The organism is Actinomyces timonensis (assembly GCF_040702965.1).
GTDB classification, from domain to species: domain Bacteria; phylum Actinomycetota; class Actinomycetes; order Actinomycetales; family Actinomycetaceae; genus Actinomyces; species Actinomyces timonensis_A.
Genome location: NZ_CP159989.1, coordinates 1,685,369 through 1,706,975 on the forward strand (window position 1 = coordinate 1,685,369; position 21,607 = coordinate 1,706,975).

16 protein-coding genes are annotated in these 21,607 nt (G+C 74.0%); 7 read left to right on the plus strand and 9 right to left on the minus strand.

Annotated elements, in window-relative coordinates; translation table 11 throughout:
* Nucleotides 1-175: 175 nt before the first annotated feature.
* Entirely contained in the window at nucleotides 176-2,794 is a 2,619-nt protein-coding gene (locus ABXS69_RS07355) for an Rne/Rng family ribonuclease (RefSeq protein WP_366180068.1), read from the minus strand.
* 515 nt (nucleotides 2,795-3,309) lie between these two features.
* On the opposite strand from ABXS69_RS07355, the gene ABXS69_RS07360 reads away from it, so the two are divergent.
* From ABXS69_RS07360 to ABXS69_RS07380, 5 genes are all read left to right on the plus strand, one after another.
* The gene (locus tag ABXS69_RS07360) at nucleotides 3,310-4,824 is read left to right on the plus strand and encodes a cytochrome ubiquinol oxidase subunit I (RefSeq protein ID WP_366180069.1); all 1,515 of its coding nucleotides are present in this window, start codon (nucleotides 3,310-3,312) and stop codon (nucleotides 4,822-4,824) included.
* Between the two features lie 23 nt (nucleotides 4,825-4,847).
* Entirely contained in the window at nucleotides 4,848-5,981 is a 1,134-nt protein-coding gene (gene cydB, locus ABXS69_RS07365) for a cytochrome d ubiquinol oxidase subunit II (protein ID WP_366180070.1), read from the plus strand.
* Between the two features lie 181 nt (nucleotides 5,982-6,162).
* Nucleotides 6,163-7,932 carry a thiol reductant ABC exporter subunit CydD gene (cydD, locus tag ABXS69_RS07370; protein ID WP_366180071.1) on the plus strand — a complete coding sequence of 590 codons (1,770 nt, stop codon included), beginning with the start codon at nucleotides 6,163-6,165 and terminating at the stop codon, nucleotides 7,930-7,932.
* Nucleotides 7,929-9,740, plus strand: coding sequence for a thiol reductant ABC exporter subunit CydC (gene cydC / locus ABXS69_RS07375; protein WP_366180072.1), 1,812 nt, complete (start codon nucleotides 7,929-7,931; stop codon nucleotides 9,738-9,740). The genes cydD and cydC overlap by 4 nt, the downstream gene beginning before the upstream one ends.
* A complete protein-coding gene (locus ABXS69_RS07380) occupies nucleotides 9,733-11,637 on the plus strand; it encodes a GAF domain-containing protein (RefSeq protein WP_366180073.1) in 1,905 nt (634 codons plus the stop codon). The genes cydC and ABXS69_RS07380 overlap by 8 nt, the downstream gene beginning before the upstream one ends.
* A 36-nt stretch (nucleotides 11,638-11,673) precedes the next feature.
* Here ABXS69_RS07380 and ABXS69_RS07385 read toward each other — a convergent pair whose 3' ends face one another.
* The 6 genes from ABXS69_RS07385 to coaD form a co-directional block, all read right to left on the minus strand.
* On the minus strand, nucleotides 11,674-12,330 hold the full coding sequence (locus ABXS69_RS07385; RefSeq protein ID WP_366180074.1) for a response regulator transcription factor: 657 nt from the start codon (nucleotides 12,328-12,330) through the stop codon (nucleotides 11,674-11,676).
* Between the two features lie 57 nt (nucleotides 12,331-12,387).
* Nucleotides 12,388-13,410, minus strand: coding sequence for a bifunctional DNA-formamidopyrimidine glycosylase/DNA-(apurinic or apyrimidinic site) lyase (gene mutM, locus ABXS69_RS07390; protein WP_366180075.1), 1,023 nt, complete (start codon nucleotides 13,408-13,410; stop codon nucleotides 12,388-12,390).
* A 4-nt stretch (nucleotides 13,411-13,414) separates the two neighbouring features.
* Nucleotides 13,415-14,248, minus strand: coding sequence for a ribonuclease III (gene rnc / locus ABXS69_RS07395; protein ID WP_366181564.1), 834 nt, complete (start codon nucleotides 14,246-14,248; stop codon nucleotides 13,415-13,417).
* Nucleotides 14,245-14,802, minus strand: a complete 558-nt coding sequence (locus tag ABXS69_RS07400) for a DUF177 domain-containing protein (RefSeq protein ID WP_366180076.1) — start codon at nucleotides 14,800-14,802, stop codon at nucleotides 14,245-14,247. The genes rnc and ABXS69_RS07400 overlap by 4 nt, the downstream gene beginning before the upstream one ends.
* Before the next feature lie 106 nt (nucleotides 14,803-14,908).
* Nucleotides 14,909-15,442: an ATPase gene (locus ABXS69_RS07405; protein ID WP_366180077.1), complete on the minus strand. Its 534-nt coding sequence runs from the start codon at nucleotides 15,440-15,442 to the stop codon at nucleotides 14,909-14,911.
* 57 nt (nucleotides 15,443-15,499) lie between these two features.
* Nucleotides 15,500-16,048, minus strand: a complete 549-nt coding sequence (gene coaD / locus ABXS69_RS07410) for a pantetheine-phosphate adenylyltransferase (protein ID WP_366180078.1) — start codon at nucleotides 16,046-16,048, stop codon at nucleotides 15,500-15,502.
* Between the two features lie 97 nt (nucleotides 16,049-16,145).
* Here coaD and rsmD point away from each other — a divergent pair, with 97 nt between their 5' ends.
* The gene (gene rsmD, locus ABXS69_RS07415; RefSeq protein ID WP_366180079.1) at nucleotides 16,146-16,718 is read left to right on the plus strand and encodes a 16S rRNA (guanine(966)-N(2))-methyltransferase RsmD; all 573 of its coding nucleotides are present in this window, start codon (nucleotides 16,146-16,148) and stop codon (nucleotides 16,716-16,718) included.
* Nucleotides 16,719-16,918: 200 nt separating this feature from the next.
* On the opposite strand, the gene ABXS69_RS07420 is transcribed toward rsmD, so the two are convergent.
* A complete protein-coding gene (locus tag ABXS69_RS07420; protein ID WP_366181565.1) occupies nucleotides 16,919-19,198 on the minus strand; it encodes an ATP-dependent DNA helicase RecG in 2,280 nt (759 codons plus the stop codon).
* A gap of 108 nt (nucleotides 19,199-19,306) precedes the next feature.
* A complete protein-coding gene (locus ABXS69_RS07425) occupies nucleotides 19,307-21,136 on the minus strand; it encodes a DAK2 domain-containing protein (protein WP_366180080.1) in 1,830 nt (609 codons plus the stop codon).
* 228 nt (nucleotides 21,137-21,364) lie between these two features.
* On the opposite strand from ABXS69_RS07425, the gene rpmB reads away from it, so the two are divergent.
* Complete coding sequence (rpmB, locus tag ABXS69_RS07430) at nucleotides 21,365-21,556, plus strand: 50S ribosomal protein L28 (RefSeq protein WP_017178316.1); 192 nt, start codon at nucleotides 21,365-21,367, stop codon at nucleotides 21,554-21,556.
* Nucleotides 21,557-21,607: the final 51 nt, after the last annotated feature.

Here is a 21,607-nt window from a genome sequence, read left to right on the forward strand (position 1 = left end):
TCCGCGGGCGGTGCCGGGGGACCATCCCCCCGGTTGATGGCATTGCGTCATCACATCCCATGCTACGGGGGTGCTCAGGGATCCGTCTTGATAATCAGGGGCTGGATCAGGCGTTCTCCGCGTCGAGCCCAGGGATGCGCCCAGGCGGCGGGACGTTGGGCCCACCCAGCCCCGATCAGTCGCCGTCCGTCGCCGCGGGGGCGTCCTGCGACTGCTCGTGCGCGTGCCCGGCGGCGGCGGCGATCTGGGCGAGGGCCCCACGGACGGCAGCGCGCGCCGCCTCGTCGCCGCCGGCGTCCTCCGCCTGATCGGAGCGGTTGGAGCCGGTCTTGCCCGAGGCGCGCTCGGAGGACTTCGCTGACCCCTCCTTGCCCTTGCGCCCCTTGCGGCCCGATGAGCGGGACCCCGAGGCGGACAGGTCCGCCTGCTGGTTCTCGACGGGGCTCTCATGGACGATGAAGCCCCGGCCCCCGCAGCAGTCGCAGGGCGTGGAGAAGGCCTCGACCAGTCCCTGGCCGACGCGCTTGCGCGTCATCTGCACCAGGCCGAGGGAGGTGACCTCCGTGACCTGGTGGCGGGTGCGGTCCCGGCCCAGGCACTCCACGAGGCGGCGCAGGACGAGGTCGCGGTTGGACTCCAGGACCATGTCGACGAAGTCGATAACGACCATGCCGCCGATGTCCCGCAGGCGCAGCTGGCGGACGATCTCCTCGGCCGCCTCGAGGTTGTTGCGGGTGACCGTCTCCTCCAGGGTGCCGCCGGCTCCGGTGTAGCGGCCGGTGTTGACATCGATGACCGTCATGGCCTCCGTCCGGTCGATGACGAGAGTGCCGCCGCTGGGCAGCCAGACCTTGCGGTCGAAGCCCTTGGCGAGCTGCTCGTCGACGCGATGGGCGGTGAACACGTCCTCCGGCTCCACCCAGTGCTGGAGCCGATCGGCGAGATCGGGGCTGAGCTCGGTGACGTACTCGGAGATGGTGCGCCAGGCGTCCCGTCCCGCCACGACGAGCTGGCGGAAGTCCTCGTTGAACACGTCGCGCACGACCCTCAGCGCGAGCTCCGGCTCGCCCTTGAGGAGGACCGGGGCCTTCCCCGAACCACCCAGGATGGCCTTGGCGTGCTTGTCGATCGCGGCCCACTGGTCCGCGAGGCGCTTGACGTCAGCGGCGAGCTGCTCCTCCGAGGCGCCCTCGGCGGCGGTTCGCACGATGACGCCGGCGGAGTCAGGGACGACACGCTTGAGGATCTTCTTGAGGCGGGCCCGCTCGGTGTCGGGCAGCTTGCGCGAGATTCCGGTCATCGTACCGCCCGGCACGAGGACGAGGTAGCGGCCGGCCAGGGTGACCTGGCTGGTCAGGCGCGCCCCCTTGTGGCCGATAGGGTCCTTGGTGACCTGCACGAGGACGGTGTCACCGCTGGAGAGGGCGTCCTCGATCCGGCGGGGCTTGCCCTCCATGCCCGCGGCGTCCCAGTTGACCTCGCCGGCGTAGAGCACGGCGTTGCGGCCCTTGCCGAGATCGACGAAGGCGGCCTCCATCGAGGGCAGGACGTTCTGCACGCGGCCGATGTAGATGTTCCCGACCATCGAGGCCTGCGTGTGGCGGGCGACGTAGTGCTCCACGAGCAGGCCGTCCTCCAGCACCGCGATCTGGTTGAGCCCATCCTGCTCGCGCACGATCATGCGCCGGTCGACGCTCTCGCGCCGGGCCAGGAACTCGGCCTCGGTGACGATCGGGCGACGACGGCCGGCGGCACGGCCCTCCCGGCGCCGCTGGCGCTTGGCCTCCAGGCGCGTGGAGCCCTTGAGGGCGGTGACCTCGTCGCGGACGTCCTTGCCGCGGCCCTCCCGGGCCTCGCGGTCGGAGCGGGTGCGCGAGCGGCGACGGCGGCGGCGCGAGGAACCGCCGTCCTCCTCGCCCTCGGCGCCGTCGGAGCCCTCCGCCCCCTCCGCCGGAGCGCCCCCGGCTCGGCCTGCGGGCTCGGCGTCGTCGGCGTCCTCAGCGCCGGAGGCGTCGTCGCTGGAGCCGTCCTGGGCGGACTGCCCGCGGGAGCGCCGCCCCCGGCCCCCGCGACGACGCTTGCGCCTGCCCTGACCCGACTCGGACTCCGAGGCGTCATCGGCGGCATCCGGCTCATCCGCGCCGTCAGAGGGCTCGGCAGGATCATCCTCGACGAGAACCGGGCTCTCCTGGGAGTCGGGCCCCTCGGCCTCGGCTGGGGCGTCCGCCGCCTTCTTCTTGCGCGAGCGGCGACGACCGGGGGCCGCCTCCTCCACGTGCTCGGGCGCGGAGACCGGGGCCGTCGCCTTGCGACGGCGGCGCCCCTTTCCCGCGGGCGCGGTGGCGGTCTCAGGGGCAGTGTCGGGGCCCTGCGGCCCGCCGGCCCCGGAGGCATCATCATCGGCGCCCCGCCCGCGGGCGGCGGGCTGCTCGGCGGCGGGCGCCTCCTGCGGCGTCGTCGTCGCCGAGGTGGCCCGGCGACGGCGCCTCGCACGGGCGGGGTCGGGCGCCTGGAAGAGGAGGGAGGCGACGGGCAGCATCGGCTGGGCCTCCTGCGCGGCACCGTCCCGCTCGGTCTCATAAGGCTCAGCCCCGTCGGCCGCCGGGGCGCGCCGGGGGCCCTTCTCCACCTGCTTCTCCACCCGGGACTCGGGGGCGGCCTGGGGGGCCGTCGCGGCGGCGGTCGCCTTGCGGCGCCGGCGCGGGGGCGCGGCGGGAGCCTCCTCCGGCTCGACGGCGCTCATAGGCTCGACGGCCTCGGTCGCGGCTTCGTTGGTCTTCTTGGCTCGTGGCATCGTGTGCACTCTCCGGATGCCCGCGCGCCGCCCGTACTCGCGGCGCCGGGGCGCTGTCAGCCCCGGGGTGAGGGGCGGAGAAAGTCTGTGTCTGCGCCGTGAGGCGCCGACTCGTCGGGGCACCCGCTCGGCGCTGAAGTGCGGCGGCGCGCGATGCGGCGCAAGTCTCCACTGCCGGGGTAGCCGACGAGGCTCGGACCCCGACCGCCTGTACGAGGGCGCTCGAAGCCGGGTCAGAGTATTCCACACCTCCCGGCTCCCGACGGCGCGGCCGGGCCGATCACGCCCGAGGCGTAGCGCACGTCGGCCTCCGCGGCGGCTACGCCCAGGGGCGCCGCGGGGCCGGCCCGCCGCATGCGATTGAGATACGAGTCCTCGCGCGCCATCGAAATCGCGACACAGCGTCAACCCGTGCCCTACACTTGCCCCGACCCCGCCCCTATACGTCTATACGTCGCCACCACGCCCAATGGCGTCACCTATATTTCCGTTCACCTCTTCCGAAAGGTGCGATCATGACCCTCGCGCCGATGGCGCTGGACTCCCTCGACCTGGCTCGATGGCAGTTCGGCATCACCACGGTCTACCACTTCATCCTGGTCCCCCTGACGATCGGCCTGTCCCCGCTCGTCGCCCTCATGGAGACCATCTACCTGCGCACCGGCAATGAGCAGTGGAAGGTCACCACTAAGTTCTTCGGCAAGATCCTGCTCATCAACTTCGCCCTGGGCGTGGCCACCGGCATCGTCCAGGAGTTCCAGTTCGGGATGAACTGGTCGGAGTACTCGCGGTTCGTCGGCAACATCTTCGGCGCCCCCCTGGCCTTCGAGGCGCTCCTGGCCTTCTTCATGGAGTCGACCTTCCTGGGCCTGTGGATCTTCGGATGGGACCGCCTGTCCCCCAAGCTGCACAACCTGTGCATGTGGATGGTCGCCCTGGGCACCAACTTCTCGGCGTTCTTCATCCTGGCGGCCAACTCCTGGATGCAGCACCCCGTGGGCGCCGTCCTCAACCCGGAGACCGGGCGCGCCGAGCTCGACGGCGTCAACGGGTTCCTCAAGGTGCTGGGCAGCCCGCTGCTGTGGACCACCCTGGCCCACACCGTCTCCAGCGCCTTCCTCGTGGCGGGGGCCGTCATCCTGGGCGTGGCCGTGTGGTGGATGACCCGCGCCGCGCGGGCCGGCCAGGACTTCGAGGCCCGGCAGCTGTGGCGGCGGCTCACCCGCTTCGGGGCGGTCACCATGGTCGTCTCCGGACTGCTGTGCGCCGCCTCGGGCCACGCCCAGGGGCAGATCATCACGGAGGTCCAGCCCGCCAAGATGGCCGCCGCCGAGCTGCTGTGCGACACCCAGAAGGGAGCCGGGTTCACCATCGCGGGCTTCGGCTCGTGCGCCGACGGCACGGCGTCGCACATCCTGACGATCCCCGGCGTCTACTCCTTCATGGCGACCAACGACGCGCAGGCCAGGGTCATGGGCCTCAACGACGCCCAGGCCATGTACGAGCAGAGGTTCGGCCCGGGCGACTACACGCCCAACGAGACGATCACCTTCTGGACCTTCCGCCTCATGATCGGGCTCGGCATGATCTCCGTGGCCATCGGCGCCCTCGCGCTGTGGCTCACCCGGCGCGACCGGCTCATCGGCAGCCCGGCCCTGGGCAAGGCGGCCCTGTGGACGATGTGGCTGCCCTTCATCGCCTGCTCCTTCGGCTGGATCTTCACGGAGATTGGCCGCCAGCCCTGGGTCATCGCCCCCAACCTGGCCGACCCGGTCTCCCAGGTCTACATGCGCACCGCCGACGGGGTCTCCACCGTGGTCTCCTCGGGAACCGTCCTGGCCTCCATGGTGCTCTTCACCGTCCTCTACGCGGTCCTGGGGGCCGTCTGGTTCTACCTCCTGCGCCGCTACATCCACGAGGGCGTGCGCACCCCGGTCGACCCGGCGACCGCCTCCGAGTCCAAGGCCTCCGGGCCGGGTGAGTCAATGAGGACCGCGGGCGCCCCCGCCCTGCTGTCCTTCGAGTACTGAAGTCGGGAAGGAAGAACACGACCATGACGCTCTCGGCTCTCTGGTTCATCCTTATCGCCGTCCTGTGGACCGGCTACCTCGCCCTGGAGGGGTTCGACTTCGGAGTCGGCATGCTCCTGAGGATTCTCGGCCGCGACGAGCGCGAGCGCCGCGCCATGATGGGGACGATCGGGCCCCACTGGGACGGCAACGAGGTCTGGCTGCTCACCGCCGGCGGAGCGACCTTCGCCGCCTTCCCGGAGTGGTACGGCACCCTCTTCTCCGGCGCTTACCTGCCGCTGCTCCTCATCCTGCTGTGCCTGATCGTGCGGGTCTGCGCCATCGAGTGGCGCATCAAGATCAACTCCCAGCGCTGGCGGGACTGGTGGGACTGGGCCCACACGATCAGCGCGTGGGTGCCCGCCGTGCTGTGGGGCGTGGCCTTCGCCAACCTGGTGCAGGGCATGAGGATCGAGGTCATCGAGACGGCGAGCGGGGCGGCCGTGGACCCGTCACTCGTCCCAGCCGGCTCGCTCGTGCGCGGCGCCTCGCATCAGCTCACCGGAGGATTCTTCTCGCTGCTCACCCCGTTCACCCTTCTGGGCGGCGCGGTGACCTGCCTGCTCTTCCTCACCCACGGCGCGCTGTTCACCGCCCTGAAGACCACCGGGACGCTTCGCGAGCGCGCCGAGTCCTTCGCCGTGCGCTCCGGCGCCGTCTCCACGGCGCTCACCGCGGTGTGGGCCCTCTGGGCGCAGGTGGCCCACTCCCCCAACGCCTTGGCCTGGCTGCCGCTCGTCGCCGCCGCCGCCGGCCTCGTCGGCTCCCTGCTCATGAGCCACCGCGGCCGCTTCGGGATGGCGTTCGGGCTGCACTTCGCGGGAATCGCCTTCGCCGTGGCGTTCATCTTCTCCGCCATGGCGCCCGATGTCATGCGCTCGTCCATCAACCCGGCCTACTCCCTGACGATCCAGCAGGCGGCCTCCGCTGATGTCACCCTGCTGATCATGACGGTGGCGGCCGTCGCGTTCGTCCCGGTCGTGCTGTTCTACACGATCTGGTCGTACAAGGTGTTCGCCGGGCGCGTCAACGTCGAGGCCATCAGCCCCGGCGTGGGCGGCCTGCATCCCACGAAGGTGCGCGACTCCGCCCAGCCCGAGGCCGTCATCGGCTACTGAGCCCCTCCCACCCGCGCCGGCGAGGGCTCTCTGCGGGGAGGACCCCGCCCACCGCGCACGACGATCGCCGCTCGGCCCATCGAGGCCGGGCGGCGATCGTCGTCGTGCCATGAACCCGGCCTGTGATACGGCCTACCCCCATGAACCGGCGTTCAAGAGCCTTCCCCATAGGATGGGCCTCGTGAAACCCCTTGACCCACGTCTCATGCGCTACGCGCGCTCCGCCAGGCGCTACGTGGTCCTGACCGCCGTGACAGGCGTCCTCACGGCAGTTCTCGTGGTCGCGCAGGCCTGGCTCATCTCCCAGACCATCTCCCCCGTCATCCTCGGCCGGGCCCGCCTGGGCGAGCAGGGCGGCCTCGTCGCGGCGCTGGTCGGCGTGGCGGCAGCGCGCGCGCTGGTCGTGCTCGTTCAAGAGAGCCGGGCCCACCGGGCCGCCACCTCCACGATCATCGAGCTGCGGCGCCTCGTCCTGGCCCGCGCGGCGGTGCTCGGCCCCCGGTGGCAGTCCGCCCACGGCGCCGACACCACGACCCTCTTCACCAGGGGGCTGGACGACCTCGAGCCCTACTTCGTCCGCTACCTGCCCCAGCTCCTCCTGGCCGCCACCGTCACCCCGATGACCGGCGCCGTGATGTTCGCAGCCGACATCCCGTCGACCATCGCCGTCGTGCTCACGATCCCCCTCATCCCGGTGTTCATGATCCTCATCGGCCGTCTGACCCAGAAGTACTCCACGCAGCGCCTTGCCGCCATGGAGCAGCTGGGATCCCAGGTGCTCGACCTCATCGCTGGCCTGCCGACGCTCAAGGCCCTGGGCCGCGAGATCGGGCCGGCCAAGCGCGTGCGGGCGCTGGGCGAGGCCTACAACGCCACCACGATGTCTACCCTGCGCGTCGCCTTCCTGTCCGGCGCGGTCCTCGAGTTCATCACCACGCTGTCGGTCGCGATCATCGCCGTCGAGGTCGGCTTCCGGCTCCTGTACGGCGACCTCGACCTGGCCACCGGCCTCCTCGTCATCATGATCGCCCCGGAGATCTTCAGCCCCCTGCGCCAAGTGGGCTTCCACTTCCACGCCTCCGCCAACGGGGTGGCCGCCGCCGAGGCCGTCTTCTCCATCCTCAAGACCCCCGTCCCGGAGCGCGGCACCACTGCGGCGCCCTCCCTGGCCACCGCGACCATCCGCATCGAGGACCTGTCCGTCGCCGCCCGGGGCGCCTGGGCGCCCCACGGCCTCACCGCCGTCATCCGCCCCGGTCGGCTCGTCGCGCTCACCGGTGACTCCGGGGCCGGCAAGACCACCACCGCCCAGGTCCTCCTCGGTCTCCTGCCCGCCGACCGCGGCCGCGTGCTCATCAGCGCCCCGCCCGGCGACTCCCCCGAGGCGCTCGCCGACACCGACCTGGCGGACATCGACCCCGCCAGCTGGTGGGAGCAGATCTCCTGGGTGCCACAGCGCCCCGCCATCCTGCCGGGGACGATCCTCGACCACGTCCTGGGCGAGGACGAGGCCGCCGCGCTCGAGGCCGCCGGGGCCCCCGTCCCCGGGTCGGTCGAGCGGGCCGCGGCCCAGACCGGGCTCGATGAGGTCATCGCCTCCCTGGAGCGTGGTTGGCTGACCCCGATCGGCCAGGGCGGGGTCGGCCTGAGCGTCGGCCAGCGCCAGCGCCTCGCGCTCACCCGCGCCCTCGTGGCGCCCAGGCCCCTCGTCGTGCTCGATGAGCCCACGGCCCACCTCGACGCCGCCAGCGAGGCCCATGTGCTCCGGGCCGTCGAGGCGCTGCGGGCCATTGGGCGGACGATCATCGTCATCGCCCACCGCCAGGCCCTCATCACCATCGCCGACGACGTCATCGAGGTCCGCTCGGCCCACGATCTCGACGCGGCGAGCACCGTGCCCGGCGAGGCGATCGCCGCGAGCGCCCCCGCTAGGACCGGTGACGGGCGATGAGCATGCTCCCGTCCCCCCTCACCGCCGACGAGCGACGGACGCTGAGGCGCGCCGTCGACCTGCTCGGGCTCGACCGCCGCCGGTTCACCATGTCCGTCATCGCCGGGGCCCTGGGCCTGGGCAGCGCCGTCAGCCTAGGCGCGGTGGCCGCATGGCTCATCGCGCGAGCGGCCGAGATCCCCGATGTCGCTGCGCTCGGCGTGGCGCCCGTCGCCGTGCGGCTCTTCGGCATCTCGCGCTCGGCCCTGCGCTACTGCGAGCGCCTCGTCTCGCACTCCACCGCCCTGCGCGGGATGAGCGCGCTGCGCGCCCGCCTCTATGAGACCCTGGCCGGCTCTCGCACCGACACAGTGGCCGGACTGCGCCGCGGCGACGTCCTGGCCCGCGTGGGAGCGGATATCGACGCCGTCGGGGACCTCGTCATCCGCGCCTACCTGCCCGTGGCGATCGCCATCGCCGTGAGCACGGGGACCGTGGCGGGGATCATGATCGTCCACTGGCCCGCGGGTCTCATCCTCGCCGCCTGCCTCCTCCTGTCAGGGATCGTCGGGCCGGCCATCACCATCCGCTCGGCCCGGGCGGCCGAGTTGGCGCGCCAGGAGCAGGCGACGGACCTGTCCGCCCACGCGCTCACCGCCATCGAGTCCGGAGCCGAGCTCAGCGTCTCGGGGCGCATGCCGCGGCTCATGGAGGAGGTGGCGCGCGCCGAGAAGCGCCTCGCCGCCTCCCGTGACGCGGGAGCCTGGCCAGCGGCGGTGGCCGCCGCGCTGGATGCCACCGCCCTGGGGCTGGCCGTCATCGGCGCCCTCCTGACGGGGATACCCGCGGTGAGCAGTGGGCGGCTCGCGCCGGTGATGCTGGCCGTCATCGTCCTGGTGCCCCTGTCCGCCTTCGAGGCGGTGTCCGCGCTCGGCCCGGCCAGCGTGCAGCTCGTCCGCTCGGCGGGGGCCGCCCGGCGCGTCGTCGAGCTCGTCGAGGCCGCGGAGGCCTCCGCGGCCCGCGTGCCCGAGCCGTCGCCCCTCCCGCGGGTCTCCGAGGGAGGACCGGTGCTGCGCGCCCGGGGCCTGGCCGTCGGCTGGCCCGCGGGGCCGATCGTCGCCTCGGGCATCGACCTGGACCTGGCTCCCGGGCGCCGCCTGGCGATCGTCGGGCCGTCCGGCATCGGTAAGACGACTCTGCTGCTCACCCTCGCCGGGCTCATCGAGCCCAGGGCGGGGCGGGTCACCATCGACGGCGCCCCGCCCTGGGGCGCCGAGCGGCGGGACGTGGCCGTCCGGCTCACGCTCACCGCGGAGGACGCCCATGTCTTCGACACCAGCGTCCTGGAGAACCTCAGGGTCGCCGACGGCGCTCTCACGCCCGAGCGCGCCACCACGCTCCTCGAGAGGGCGGGACTGAGCGCCTGGCTCGGCTCCCTTCCCGCGGGGCTCGACACCCAGCTGGGCGCCGGGGCCACGGGGATCTCCGGCGGGGAGCGGCGCCGCCTGCTCCTCGCCCGCGCGCTGGCCAGCCCCGCGCTGCTGCTCCTCATCGACGAGCCCGGGGAGCACCTCGACGCCGTCACGGCCGACCGGCTCGTGGCCGACCTGCTGGACGCCGGGAGCCGGGAACGAGGCGTCCTGCTCGTCACGCACCGGCTGAGCGCCCTGGCGGGCGCCGACGAGGTCCTCGTGCTGGGCCGCCGGGGAGGATCAGCGCGCGATTCCGGCGAGCCCGCCACCGTCCTGGCGCGCGGCACGCATGATGAGCTCATGAGGAGCTCTCAGACCTACCGCTGGTCGCTCTCCCAGGAGGACGCCGATGCCTGACCACGAGGAGACGCGGGGACCAGGCCCGGGCGGCCCCCTGGCCTACGCCGTTCACGCCCGCCAGGCGCCGGCGGGGACCGGGGCGTCCCGTGGCGATGAGCCGCCCTGGGAGCGCGCGGCCGACGTCATCCAGGCGGCGCTGCGCCTGACCAGCTCCCTGCGGGTCACCGAGGCGCTGCGGCGCCTGGTGGACTCGGCCTGCTCGATCACCGGCGCCACGTGGGGCACGATCGCCGTGAGCAAGGACGCCGTCGTCGAGCCCGAGGCAGCAGCCGCCCCCTCCACGGGCAATGTCCCCACCCTCATCGGGGACCAGCCCGAGATCCTCCAGCGGTTCCTCGGCGGGGGCCCCGCCTCCGGCGCTCCGGACGCCCCCGGCGTCGTGGACGGCGCGCCCGCCAACGGCCTCCCCCAGGGGGTCGTCGTCGTCAACGACCTCTCGGGCACCACCGCGTTCACCGGGGCCATCGAGGGCGAGGAGTCCGGCTCGATGCTGTCGGTGCCGGTTCGCGCCCACGGGAGGCTCTTCGGCCGCCTCTACCTGGGTGACCGCCCGGGGGGCTTCGGGCGCCCCGACATCGACGCCGTGGTGACACTCGCCGAGGCGGCCGCCATCGCCGTCGAGAACGCCCGCCTGTACCGCCAGGCCCGGGACCGCGAGCAGTGGATGGCCCTGTCCCAGGAGATCACGACCCTCCTGCTGTCCGGAGCCGAGCAGGGTGACGCCCTCACCCTCATCGCGCGGCGCGTGCGGGAGGTGGCCCACGCCGGTACCTCCGCGCTCATCCTGCCCAGCGTGGGCGACACCTGGATCTGCGAGATCGCCGACGGGCACCATGCCGACGAGCTCGTCGGCACCTACTTCCCTCCCAGCGGGCGCGCCATGTCCACTCTCGCGCAGCGCACCGGCCTGATCGTTCCCTCCCTCATCGAGGCGTGGGGAGCGGAGGACCTCAAGGTGGAGGCGCTGGCGCGCTTCGGCCCGGCGCTCTACGCTCCGATGATCCACCGCGACCGGGGAGTCGGCGTCATGCTGCTGCTGCGCGAGCCCGGGGAGGCCCCCTTCACCCAGCAGGACCTGGAGATCGCCGAGCTCGTGGCGGGCCAGGCGACCATGGCCTTCGAGCTCGCTGACGCCCAGCACGCCGAGGAGATGGCCACCCTCCTCGATGAGCGCGCCCGCATCGGGCGGGACCTCCACGACCTGGCGATCCAGCAGCTCTTCGCCAGCGGGATGCGGGTCACGGCCGCCCGGGACCGCCTGCGCGAGGGCGACGCCGACTGCGAGGCGATGCGCGACATCCTGGACTCGGTGCTATCCGCCGTCGACGACTCGGTGAGCCAGATCCGCACTATCGTCCACTCCCTGCGCTACCGCGACGAGGAGGTCGGGCTCGTCGAACGGCTGCGGCGTGAGGCCTCCCTGGCGCGCACCTCCCTCGGCTTCGCGCCCTCCCTGCTCATCACCGTCGACGGCCAGGCCCTCACCGAGGAGGGCGCGGACGCCTCCCACGAGCTGTCCGGGGCGATCGCCGCCTCCGTGGATGACGACGTCGCGGATGACATGGTGGCCGTGGTCAGGGAGGGGCTGAGCAACGTGGCCCGCCACGCCCGGGCCTCCTCGGCGACGATCCACGTGCGGATCAACGGGGTGCTGCCCGCCTCCGAGCGCGTGGAGGAGAACTGGGCGGGCATGACCGGGCCGCTCGCCGCGATCGCCTGCCGCGACGACGGCATCGGGGTCGACCCCGCGGTCACGCGCCGCTCCGGCACCGCCAATATGGCCGAGAGGGCCAGGCGCCACGGCGGCAGCTTCTCCATCGGGCCCAGGGCGCGCTCGGACGGGCCCCGACGGGGGACGATCTTCACCTGGATCGTGCCGCTGGACCACGCCTAGCCCCGGGGCCGCGGCCAGCCCGGCCGGGGCCGGGTCTCAGCTGTTGTTGCGCCAGCCAGAGGCCCGCTGCCCCGCGACCCACGCGGCCACCTGCGTGCGGCGCTGGAGGCCCATCTTGGCCAGCAGCGAGGTGATGTGGTTCTTGACGGTCTTCTCCGCCACGCCCAGCCTCTCGCCGATCTCCCTGTTGGACAGGCCGTCGCCGATAAGCTCGAGGACCTTGCGCTCGGCGTTGGTGAGCTCGGCGGTGGGGTCATCGTGGTCGGCGCGGCGGCGCGTGACCGTGCGCTCATCCAGCAGGACGCGCCCGGAGGCCACCGCGCGCACGACGTCGCTGATCTCCGCGCCGTGCACGGTCTTGAGCAGGTAGGCGCGGGCCCCGAGCTCAAGCGCCTCGGCGAGGGCCTCGTCGTCGTCGAAGGAGGTCAGGACGATCGGCAGGGCGGTGGGCACGGAGTCTCGGATCTCCCGCATGACCTCGATGCCGGTGCCGTCGGGCAGCTGGAGGTCGACGAGCATGACGTCGGGGCGCACGAGCTCGGCGCGGCGCACGGCCTCCGCCTTCGAGGCCGCCTCGGCCACGACCTCCATGCCGTCCGCTCGGTCGATGATCTCGGCGATCCCGCGGCGGACGATCTCGTGGTCGTCCACGATCATGACGCGGACCGTCCCGGGCGTTGCAGCATTCGGCATGCGCCTGACACTAGCAGCGTCTGAGGACCTGCGTCACAAAGGTCGCCCCGCCCGGGCTCATCCGCGCGTCCTGAGCGCCCGGGGGCGCGTCTGGCAGCGGGGGCACGACGTGTGGGAGCGACCGCTGATCACCTCGGAGCGCAGGAGGGCCCCGCAGCGCCGGCACTCGCGGCCCGCCCGTCCGTAGACGGCCAGCGACCGCGCGAAATAGCCGGGGGCGCCCTCGGCATCGACGTACAGCGCGTCGAAGCTGGTGCCTCCCACGGCCAGGGCCCGCTCCATGACGCTCCCCGTGGCCCTCAGGACGCGCTCCACCGCCCGCCGGCTCAGCGAGGCCGCCGGTCGCAGGCCGTGGACTCCCCCGTGCCACAGGCCCTCGTCGGCGTAGATATTGCCGATCCCGGAGATGATGCCCTGGTCGAGCAGGACGGCCTTGATGGCGCGGCGCGAGGATCGGGCCCTGGTGACGGCGGCCGTCCAGTCCAGGGCCGGGTCGAGGAGGTCGCGGGCGATGTGGGCGGCATCGGCGGGCACGAGCGGTTCTGGCGAGCCCTTCCCGCCCGGGGCGCCGTCGGGAGTGGGGACGAGGCCGGTGACGCGCATCCCGCCGAGCATCCGCTGGTCGACGAGGTCCAGGGCCGCGCCACCGGGGGCGTCCCCGGGCTCGGGGGCCAGGAGCAGCCGGATGCGCAGGTGCCGGGGGTGGGAGGACAGATCGCGCACGAGGCTCGGGGCGCGAGTGGCGGTCAGGTCCGGCGGCGACTCGCCTGGAGGGCTGAGATGGGCGCCGGGCACGGCGGCGACCGCTGGGGCGGCGGTTCCGCGCACGAGGAGCTGGCCGCTCATGCCGAGGTGAGCCGACAGGGCCCGCCCGTCGTCAAGGAGGAGCCACAGGAACTTTCCCCGGCGCGCGGCGCCGGTGATGGCGCGCCCGCGCAGTTCCCGGACGAAGGCCTCCGGTCCGCCGTCCTGGCGGCGCAGGGGCCGGGAGTTGAGGATCTCGACGTCGGCGATCCGCCGTCCCGTCAGGTGCCGGGCGAGGCCCGCGCGGACGGCCTCGACCTCGGGGAGCTCAGGCACGGGCTCAGCCCCGTGGGCCCGTGGCCGTCCGCGCGGGAGCGGACGAGGAGACCGCGCGCCGCGAGTGGTCGGCCAGGTCCTGCCTGAGGGCCTCGTTGACGCCGGGCAGATCGAGTCCGCCATCGCCCTTGACGGCGAGGATCGCGGCGTAGGCGGCCTCAGCGGCGGCGTGCTCGGCGATCTTCTTGGAGCGGCCCTCGCCCTCGCCCATCACCTCGCCGTCGATGATGGCGCGGGCGGAGAAGGAGCGGTCGTGGTCCGGGCCGACGCCGTCGACCGCGAAGGAGGGCAGGCCCATGGAGTGGGCGGCCGCGAGCTCTTGGAGGCTGGTCTTCCAGTCCAGTCCGGCGCCGCGGGTGCGGGCGGTGGCCAGGAAGCGGGAGACGATCCTCTCGACGACGGCGCGCGTGGGCTCCAGCCCGGCCGTCAGGTAGGTGGCGCCGATGAGGGCCTCGACGGTGTCGGAGAGGATGGAGGCGCGGTCCCTCCCCCCGGAGAGGGCCTCCCCCTTGCCGAGCTTGATGAACTCCCCCAGGCCCAGGTCGCGGGCCACGGCGGCCAGGGCCGGCTCGGAGACGGTGGCGGCGCGCATCTTGGCGAGCTGGCCCTCCGGGGAATCGGGGTGGGAGCGGAAGAGCCGCTCGGTGACGACGATGCCGAGCACGGAATCGCCGAGGAACTCCAGCCGCTCATTGGTGGGCAGGCCGCCGTTCTCATGGGCCCAGGAGCGGTGGGTCAGGGCGAGGTCCAGCAGCTCGGGGTCGATCTGCTCGCCCCAGCGGTACAGGAGCGTCTGGACGTCGTCGCGAGCGGGGGGCGGGGTGCGGCGCCCCATCAGTCCTGCTCCTCGTCGGAGCCGGGCAGCAGCTCGGACAGGGCGGCCCAGCGGGGGTCGATGGAGTCGTGGTGATGGTCGGCGGGCAGGTCGTCGAGCCGCTCCCCGCACTGCGAGCACAGGCCGGCGCAGTCGGGGCGGCACAGGGGGCGCGTGGGCAGGCCGAGGATGAGGGCGTCCCGCAGGGCCGGCTCGAGGTCGATGGTGGTCTCCCCGGCGACGAAGAGGTCGTCGGCCTCCTCGTCCTCCTCGTCAGCGCGGGCCTCGGCGGCCTTGTCGGGCAGGAGGTAGAGCTCATCGAAGGCGATCTCCCGATCCTCGTCGATGCCGGTCAGGCAGCGCACGCACTCGCCGTGGATGCGCGCCTGGGCGCTGCCGCGCACGAGCACGCCGTCCTCCATCGAGACCAGGGCGGCGTCGACGACGAGCGGGCTGCCGGGCTCCGCTCCGATGACCTCGGTGCCCAGGTCCTCGGGCGCGGCCAGGTCGAGGTGGATCTGCTTGGTGGCGCCGATGGTCGGTGGCAGGTCGAGGATGTCGACGACGAGTCCGGTCATGATCCCTCCAGGAGTGCGAACGCGCCGAATGTACTCGCTGGGCGGCGCCCCGCGCGCGCTCTCATGGCGCGCGCCGTCGTGAGAAGGACCCCTCGCGCCGGTGGTGTCACCACGATGAGCGCTGGGAGTCGGCGGAGTCGGCCTGGCCACCGATGATGCCGTCCCAGGCGCCCAGGCGGGAGGCGAGGACCTCGCGCCCGGAGCGGATCTGCTCGGAGATCTTGGCGATCTCGGCCTCCAAGGTGGCCAGGGAGCGGTCGGAGTACTCATCGGCGCCCCTGCGCAGGGAGGAGGCGCGCTCCTCGGCGGCGGCGATGATCTCGTCGGCGCGGTCGTTGGACATGCGCACGATGTTCTCCCCCGCCACGATCTGCTCGGCCTCCTCGTGGGCGTGGACCACGATGCGCTCGGCCTCGTCGTGGCTGCGGGCCAGGACGGCGTCGGCGTCGGCGACGATCGCCTGGGCGCGGTGGATGGCGGTGGGCACGGAGCGGCGGGCGCGGTCGATGAGGTCGAGGGCGTCGTCCCGGTTGACGATCGCCGAGGCGCTCATCGGCATGGAGCGCGCGGTGGCGATGAGCTCGTCGAGGGCGTCGAGGATGTCGAGGAGGTCGTCTGACGCGTCGTGCGGCTTGGTCACGGCTGACTCCTTCAGGAGGGTGCGGGTGAAGTGGTCTGAGGGCCCGGGCGCGGGCGGTCAGGGCCCGGGAGTGGAGGCCAGGCGCTGGGAGAGCGCGGTGGCGACGGCGGGCGGGACGTAGGGGGCGATGTCGCCGCCGTGGGAGGCGATGTCCTTGACCAGGGAGGAGGAGACGTGGGCGTGGGCCGGGGAGGCGATGAGCAGGAGTGTCTCGGGCCCGCCGAGCTCCCGGTTGGCCAGTGCCATGGGGGCCTCGGCGTCGAGGTCGGCGCCGTTGCGCAGGCCCTTGACGATGGCCCTGGCCCCGCGCTCCCGGCAGAAGTCGGCTAGCAGCCCGGGGATGATCTCGACGCGCGCGCCCTCGATGCCCTCGACGGCGTCGCGGGCGAGTCGCACGCGGGTGTCGATGTCGAGCAGGTGGCGCCCGGCCTTGGCGGGGTTGTGGGCGATGCCGAGGATGACCTCGTCGAAGAGGGCGACCGCACGGCGGATGATGTCCATGTGGCCCAGGGTGATGGGGTCGAAGCTGCCCGGGTAGACCGCCAGGGCGCTCGCGGGGGGCGCTGTCGGCGGGGACGGCGGGGCGGGCTCGGACGACATGGGCATGGCTCCACGCTAGCGGCGAGGCTGGCGCGCGTGCGGGACGCGCGCCGGAGGGAGCCGGGTGGGCCCCTACGGCGCGGGGTCGCGTAGGCTCCGGCCCATGACGAGGATCGTGGCGGGCAGTGCCGGCGGCCGGCGGCTCGAGGTGCCGGTGTCGGGGACGCGCCCCACCTCCGAGCGCGTACGCGAGGCCCTGTTCTCCCGCCTGGAGCACCTGGGGGTGGTCGAGGGCGCTCGCGTGCTGGACCTGTGCGCGGGCTCGGGGGCCCTGGGACTGGAGGCGGCGAGCCGGGGGGCCGTCGAGGTGGTGCTCGTGGATTCCGCGAGAGGCGCGGTGACCGCGTGCCGGCGCAACGCGTGCTCACTGGGGTTGGCGGGCGTGCGGGCGGTCAGGGCGAGCGCCGCGGGGTACCTGGCCGGCGTCGCGGGAGCGCCAGTGGACCTGGTGCTCATCGACCCGCCCTACGGCATGGACGCAGCGGGCCTCGACGCGATCCTCGCCCCGCTGGCGCGCGAGGAGGACCCGTGGCTGGCCGAGGCCTCGGTGGTCGTCGTCGAGCGAGCCGCGCGCTCGGGCGAGCCGGAGTGGCCCGCGGGCCTGCGCCGCTTCGCCTCGAAGAGGTACGGCGAGACCACGGTCTGGTTCGCCGAGCCCGCCCCCGGCGCCGACTGATCGCGACTGATCGCCCGTGCTGGCAGGCCGTGTCGGTGCCCCGGGCGGCCTGCGGTCATCGGTGGACGGACCCGAGCCCGTCGGCGGCGGTCGCGGGGCGCTCGCCCCTCTTCCACGATCGCGCGCCGGGCGGGGCGACGGCGGATGCGAGCGGGTGGGCGCCACCGTCGGACGGCCGCTTCCCCCATGAGCGACGGCGCTCAGGAGCGCTCGAGGTAGGCGCGGGCCTCGTCGTCGAGCCGGTCGGCGATGGCGGCCGCGAGCGCGCGGTGCTCGGCCAGCGCCGGGTCGGCGGCGATGATGGCCTCCCCCTGGGCGCGGGCGCGCTCGATGAGGGCGGCGTCGCGCCGCACCCGCAGCAGGTCGAGATCACTGCGGCGCCCGGATTGGGCGGCGCCCAGGACATTGCCCTCGCTGCGCAGATCGAGGTCGGCCTCGGCCAGCGCGAAGCCGTCAAGGGTGGAGGCGAAGGCGCGCAGCCGGTGGTAGGCGGGGGAGCCGACCTCGGCCCCGGTGACAGCCATGCACACCGAGGGCCTTCCGCCCCGGCCCACGCGCCCGCGCAGCTGGTGGAGCTGGGACAGGCCGAAGCGGTCTGCGTCGAGGATGACCATCATGGTGGCCTCGGGGACGTCGACCCCGACCTCGATGACGGTGGTGGCCACGAGAACGGGGGCGGTTCCAGAGGCGAAGGCCCGCATGGCGGCGTCCTTCTCCGCCGAGGTCATGCGACCGGTCAGGGCGCCGACCCCGGCCCCGCCCAGGGCCGGCTCGGAGGCGAGGCGCCCGGCCCAGTCCTCGACGGCGGCGAGCGCCCGGGCGGGGGCGCCGTCCCCCGCTCCCCCGGCGACGCCATCGAGCGGGTCCGCCCCGGCAGCGGGGGGCTCGGGGGCCTCCTCCCCCGTCGTGGCGTCGTCGCCGGCCTCGATGCGCGGGCAGACCACGTAGACCCGCCCGCCGCCGGCGATCTCGGTGGCGGCGCGGCGCCACAGCCCCTCCACCCAGCCCTGGCGCTCCCAGGGCACGAGGAAGGTCTCCACGGGGCCTCGCCCGGCGGGCAGCTCGTCCAGGACGCTCGTGGCGAGGTCCCCGAAGACGGTCATGGCGATGGTGCGCGGGATGGGGGTGGCGGTCATGACGAGCAGGTGGGGGGCGCGGACCTGGCCGGTGGCGGGGTCGGTGATGCCGGGGCGCTCGCGCAGGGCGTCGCGCTGGGCCACGCCGAAGCGGTGCTGCTCGTCGACGACGACGAGCCCGAGGAAGGGCATCCGGACAGTCTCGGAGAGCAGGGCGTGGGTGCCGACGACGATTCCGGGCTCCCCCCCGGCCAGCGCGGCGAGGATGCGGCGCCGCTCGGGGGCGGGGGTGGAGCCGGTGAGCAGGTGGAGCGCTGTCGTGGGGGCGGGCGCCTGACCGGGCGCGGTGAGCAGGGAGGACTCAAGGGTCCCGGCGCTGGCCAGGGGGCCGAGCAGCGCGACGAGGGAGTCGCGGTGCTGGGCGGCCAGGACCTCGGTGGGGGCGAGGAGGGCGGCCTGCCCTCCGCCGCCGACCACCTGGGCCATGGCGCGCAGGGCGACGAGGGTCTTGCCTGAGCCGACGTCGCCCTGGAGGAGGCGCTGCATGGGGGTGGCGGAGGCCAGAGCCGCGGCGAGCTCGTCGCCGACGCGCCTCTGGCCCTCGGTGAGCGAGAAGGGCAGGGATGAGTCGAGGGCGGCCCGCAGGCTCCCGCTGGCCTCCGGCTCGGGCCAGGCGACGGCGGTGCGGGTCGCGGAATGCTCGGCCCGCCGCTGCGCCAGCGCGGTCTGGGTGATAAGAGCCTCCTCATGGCGCAGGCGAGCCCTGGCGGCCTTCCACTGGGAGGAGTCTTCCGGCACGTGGACCCACCGGTAGGCGGTGAGGGCGTCGATAAGGCCCTCGGAGTCGCGCAGATCGGCGGGGACGGGGTCGGGGACGTCCTCGGGGGCGAGCTGGTCGAGGACGGCGCGCACGGCCTTGGCGACCCGCCAGGAGGGCAGGGCGTCAGTGGCCGGGTAGATGGGGACGGGACGGGCCAGGAGGGCATCTCGCTCGGCGTCGTCGAGATCGGTGAGGACCTGGAAGCGGGGGCTGGCGAGCTGACGACGGCCCTGTCTCATGCCGACCTTGCCGCTGAGCAGGACGGTCGAGCCGGGGGCGAGTTGGGCCGCGTAGGCGCTCATGAGCCCAGCGGCGCCGAAGAGGACGACGTCCATGAGGCCAGAGCCGTCGGTGACGGTGGCCTCGAGGATGGCGGGCGGGCGGCCGGAGCGCGTGCGGCGGGCCGCCGAGCGGACGACCTCGGCCTGGAGGGTGGCCTGCTCCCCCTCGGCGAGGGTGGCGAGGTCGGTGAGCTCGCCCCAGGTGTCGTAGCGGCGCGGCAGGAGGCGCAGCAGCCCGGCCACGGTGGTGGCGCCCTGCTTGGCGAGCTGATCGGCGGCGCGCTTGCCCAGGACCTTGTCCAGCGGGCGGAGCAGGAAGGGGACGGAGCCGGGCGGGCGGCTCGTGGCGCCGGGAGCGCCAGCGGCTGGGCCGTGGGGCGGGCTCGGGCTCATGGACGCTTCCTCACCGCGTCATTCGAATGCGAGGAGCACGTCGGGGGTGGGCTGGTCGCCGGCGAGGACGATGACCTCGACGGCGTCCGCGCCGTCCACGGCGCTGGCGCCGCCGTCGTCCTCCCCGCCATAGGGGTCGGCGACGGTCCAGGTGGGGCGCTCGGCCGCCTCACGGGCCATGAAGCCGACGTCGGGGAGGGCGGAGCGGCCCAGGATGACGGTGAGGATCTCGTCGTCAGCGCGCAGGGAGGCGGTGACGGCACGAGCGACGGCGTCGGGTTCGGCGGCGGCCCCGTTGAGCGCGGTGGTGCGCACGTGGGCGGCGGCGCGCCAGGCGCGGCGGGCGAGATCGCCGATCTGGGCGCCCTCGCGCTCGGCCTGGCCTGCCAGGGCGACGGTGGCGGCGAGGACCTGGGCCTCGTCGTCGGTGTCGCCGATGGTCAGGTGGGTGCCCTCTCCCCCGCCGGGGGCCGCGCTGGCAGCGCGGGCCGCCAGGGCCCGGGCGGCCTCGTGAGCGGCGGCGGTGGCGGCGTCGTCGCAGGGCAGGACGATGACCTCGTCGGCGCCCAGGTCCCCGGCGGCGCGGGTGATGCCCTCGCGCCTAGGATCGAGGACGACAGCGGCGCCGGCGCGAGCGAGCTGCTCGATGAGGCCGGGGGCGCGGGTGCAGGCGATGACGCCGACGCGCGAGGCGGGGCGCGGGTGGGCGGGGCGCGGGACCGGCCCACCGGCGCCCCGGCGGGCGCGGCGCGCGGCGAGCCGCTCGAAGGAGACGACGCGGCTGTCGCCCCCGCCGGCCTCCAGCCAGGGGGCGGGGGGCTCGTCGGCCCCGGCGATGAGCTGGGTGGGGGCGAGATGGTGGACGCAGATCTGGCGGGCGCGGCCGACCCGGGGCAGGGCGGCACGGGGGGTGTCGGTGTGGACGTGGACTTGGAAGAGGCCCACGCCGAGGGCGTCGGGGGTGCCGACGACGCCCACGGAGTCGCCGATCCGCTCCAGGGCGGTCCGCAGGCGGGAGGCCTGGGCGCTGGTGGCCTCCAGGAGGTACATGACCTCGAACTCGCCGGTGGACACGTCCTCGGCCTGCGCGCCCGCGCCCTGGTGGGGGGCGCCGCCGGCGGCGAGATCGGTGAGCATCTGGAGGGACACGTCGGTGGCGGGGCTGGGGACGGGGCCCGGGGCTGGGAGGGCGGCGGTGTCGAGAGTGTCGGCGAGGCTGGTGAGCAGCAGCATGAGGGCGGCGCCGCCGGCGTCGACGGGACCGTGCCCGAGCCCCCCGGTCTCGACGACGCTCTCCTGGGCGCCGAGGGCGGCGGCAGTGGCGATGAGGACCGGGGTGGCGGGCTGCTCGGGGCCGGCGGCGGCGAGGGCGTCGCGGGCGGCCGATGCGGCGTCGGCGGCCACGGTGAGCAGGGTGCCGGTGACGGGCCGGGAGACGGCCGCCCAGGTGCTGGAGGCCATCCGCTCCAGGGCGTGGACGAGCTCGACGGGGCGCAGACCGGCGGGATCGGGGGCGCTCGCGCAGGCCTCGGCCAGCGCGGCGAGGGCCTGGGAGACGAGGAGCCCGGAGTTGCCGCGCGCGCCGCGGATGGCGCCGTCGGCGATGGCCCGAGCGGTCTGGGCGGCATCGGCGCCGGGGGGCAGGAGGCCGGCGGCGTCGAGGGCGGAGCGCAGGGTGAGCAGGACGTTGGTTCCGGTGTCGGCGTCAGGGATGGGGAAGACGTTGAGGGAGTCCACCAGGTTCCGGGAGCGCTCGGCGACGGAGGCGGCCAGGGCGAGCCAGCGGCGCAGGGCCGGGGCGTCCAGGCGGGGGGCTGGGCCGGGGTCGCTGATCGCGCGTGGTCCCATGGCGGCGTCCTCCCCTGTCGCTCATCATGATGCGCGCGCCCGATCGGCGGCGCGCCTGGGGACAGGGTACCGTCGCCGTGTGCCTGAGCCCACGCCGACGCTGGTTGGGGCGCGGCGCGGGGTTCCGCTATTGTGTCCTGGTTGCCTGAGGCGCGGCCTCGGGCGGTAAGACCTGGCGCGGGGCCGAGGAGGCCCCAGCGTTGAAGCAAGGAAGATCAGGAGAGATCCGTGGCTGCTGTGTGCGACGTCTGCGGCAAGGGCCCCATCTTCGGCAAGAGCGTCTCGCACTCCCACGTGCGGACCAACCGCCGGTGGAACCCGAACATCCAGCGCGTGCGCGCGCTCGTGAAGGGCGCCCCCAAGCGCCTCAACGTGTGCACGTCCTGCCTCAAGGCCGGCAAGGTCACGCGCAACGTCTGAGCGCGCGCCCGCCCGCCGAGGCCCAACGTCGAGGCTGCCGCCCCATGGGGC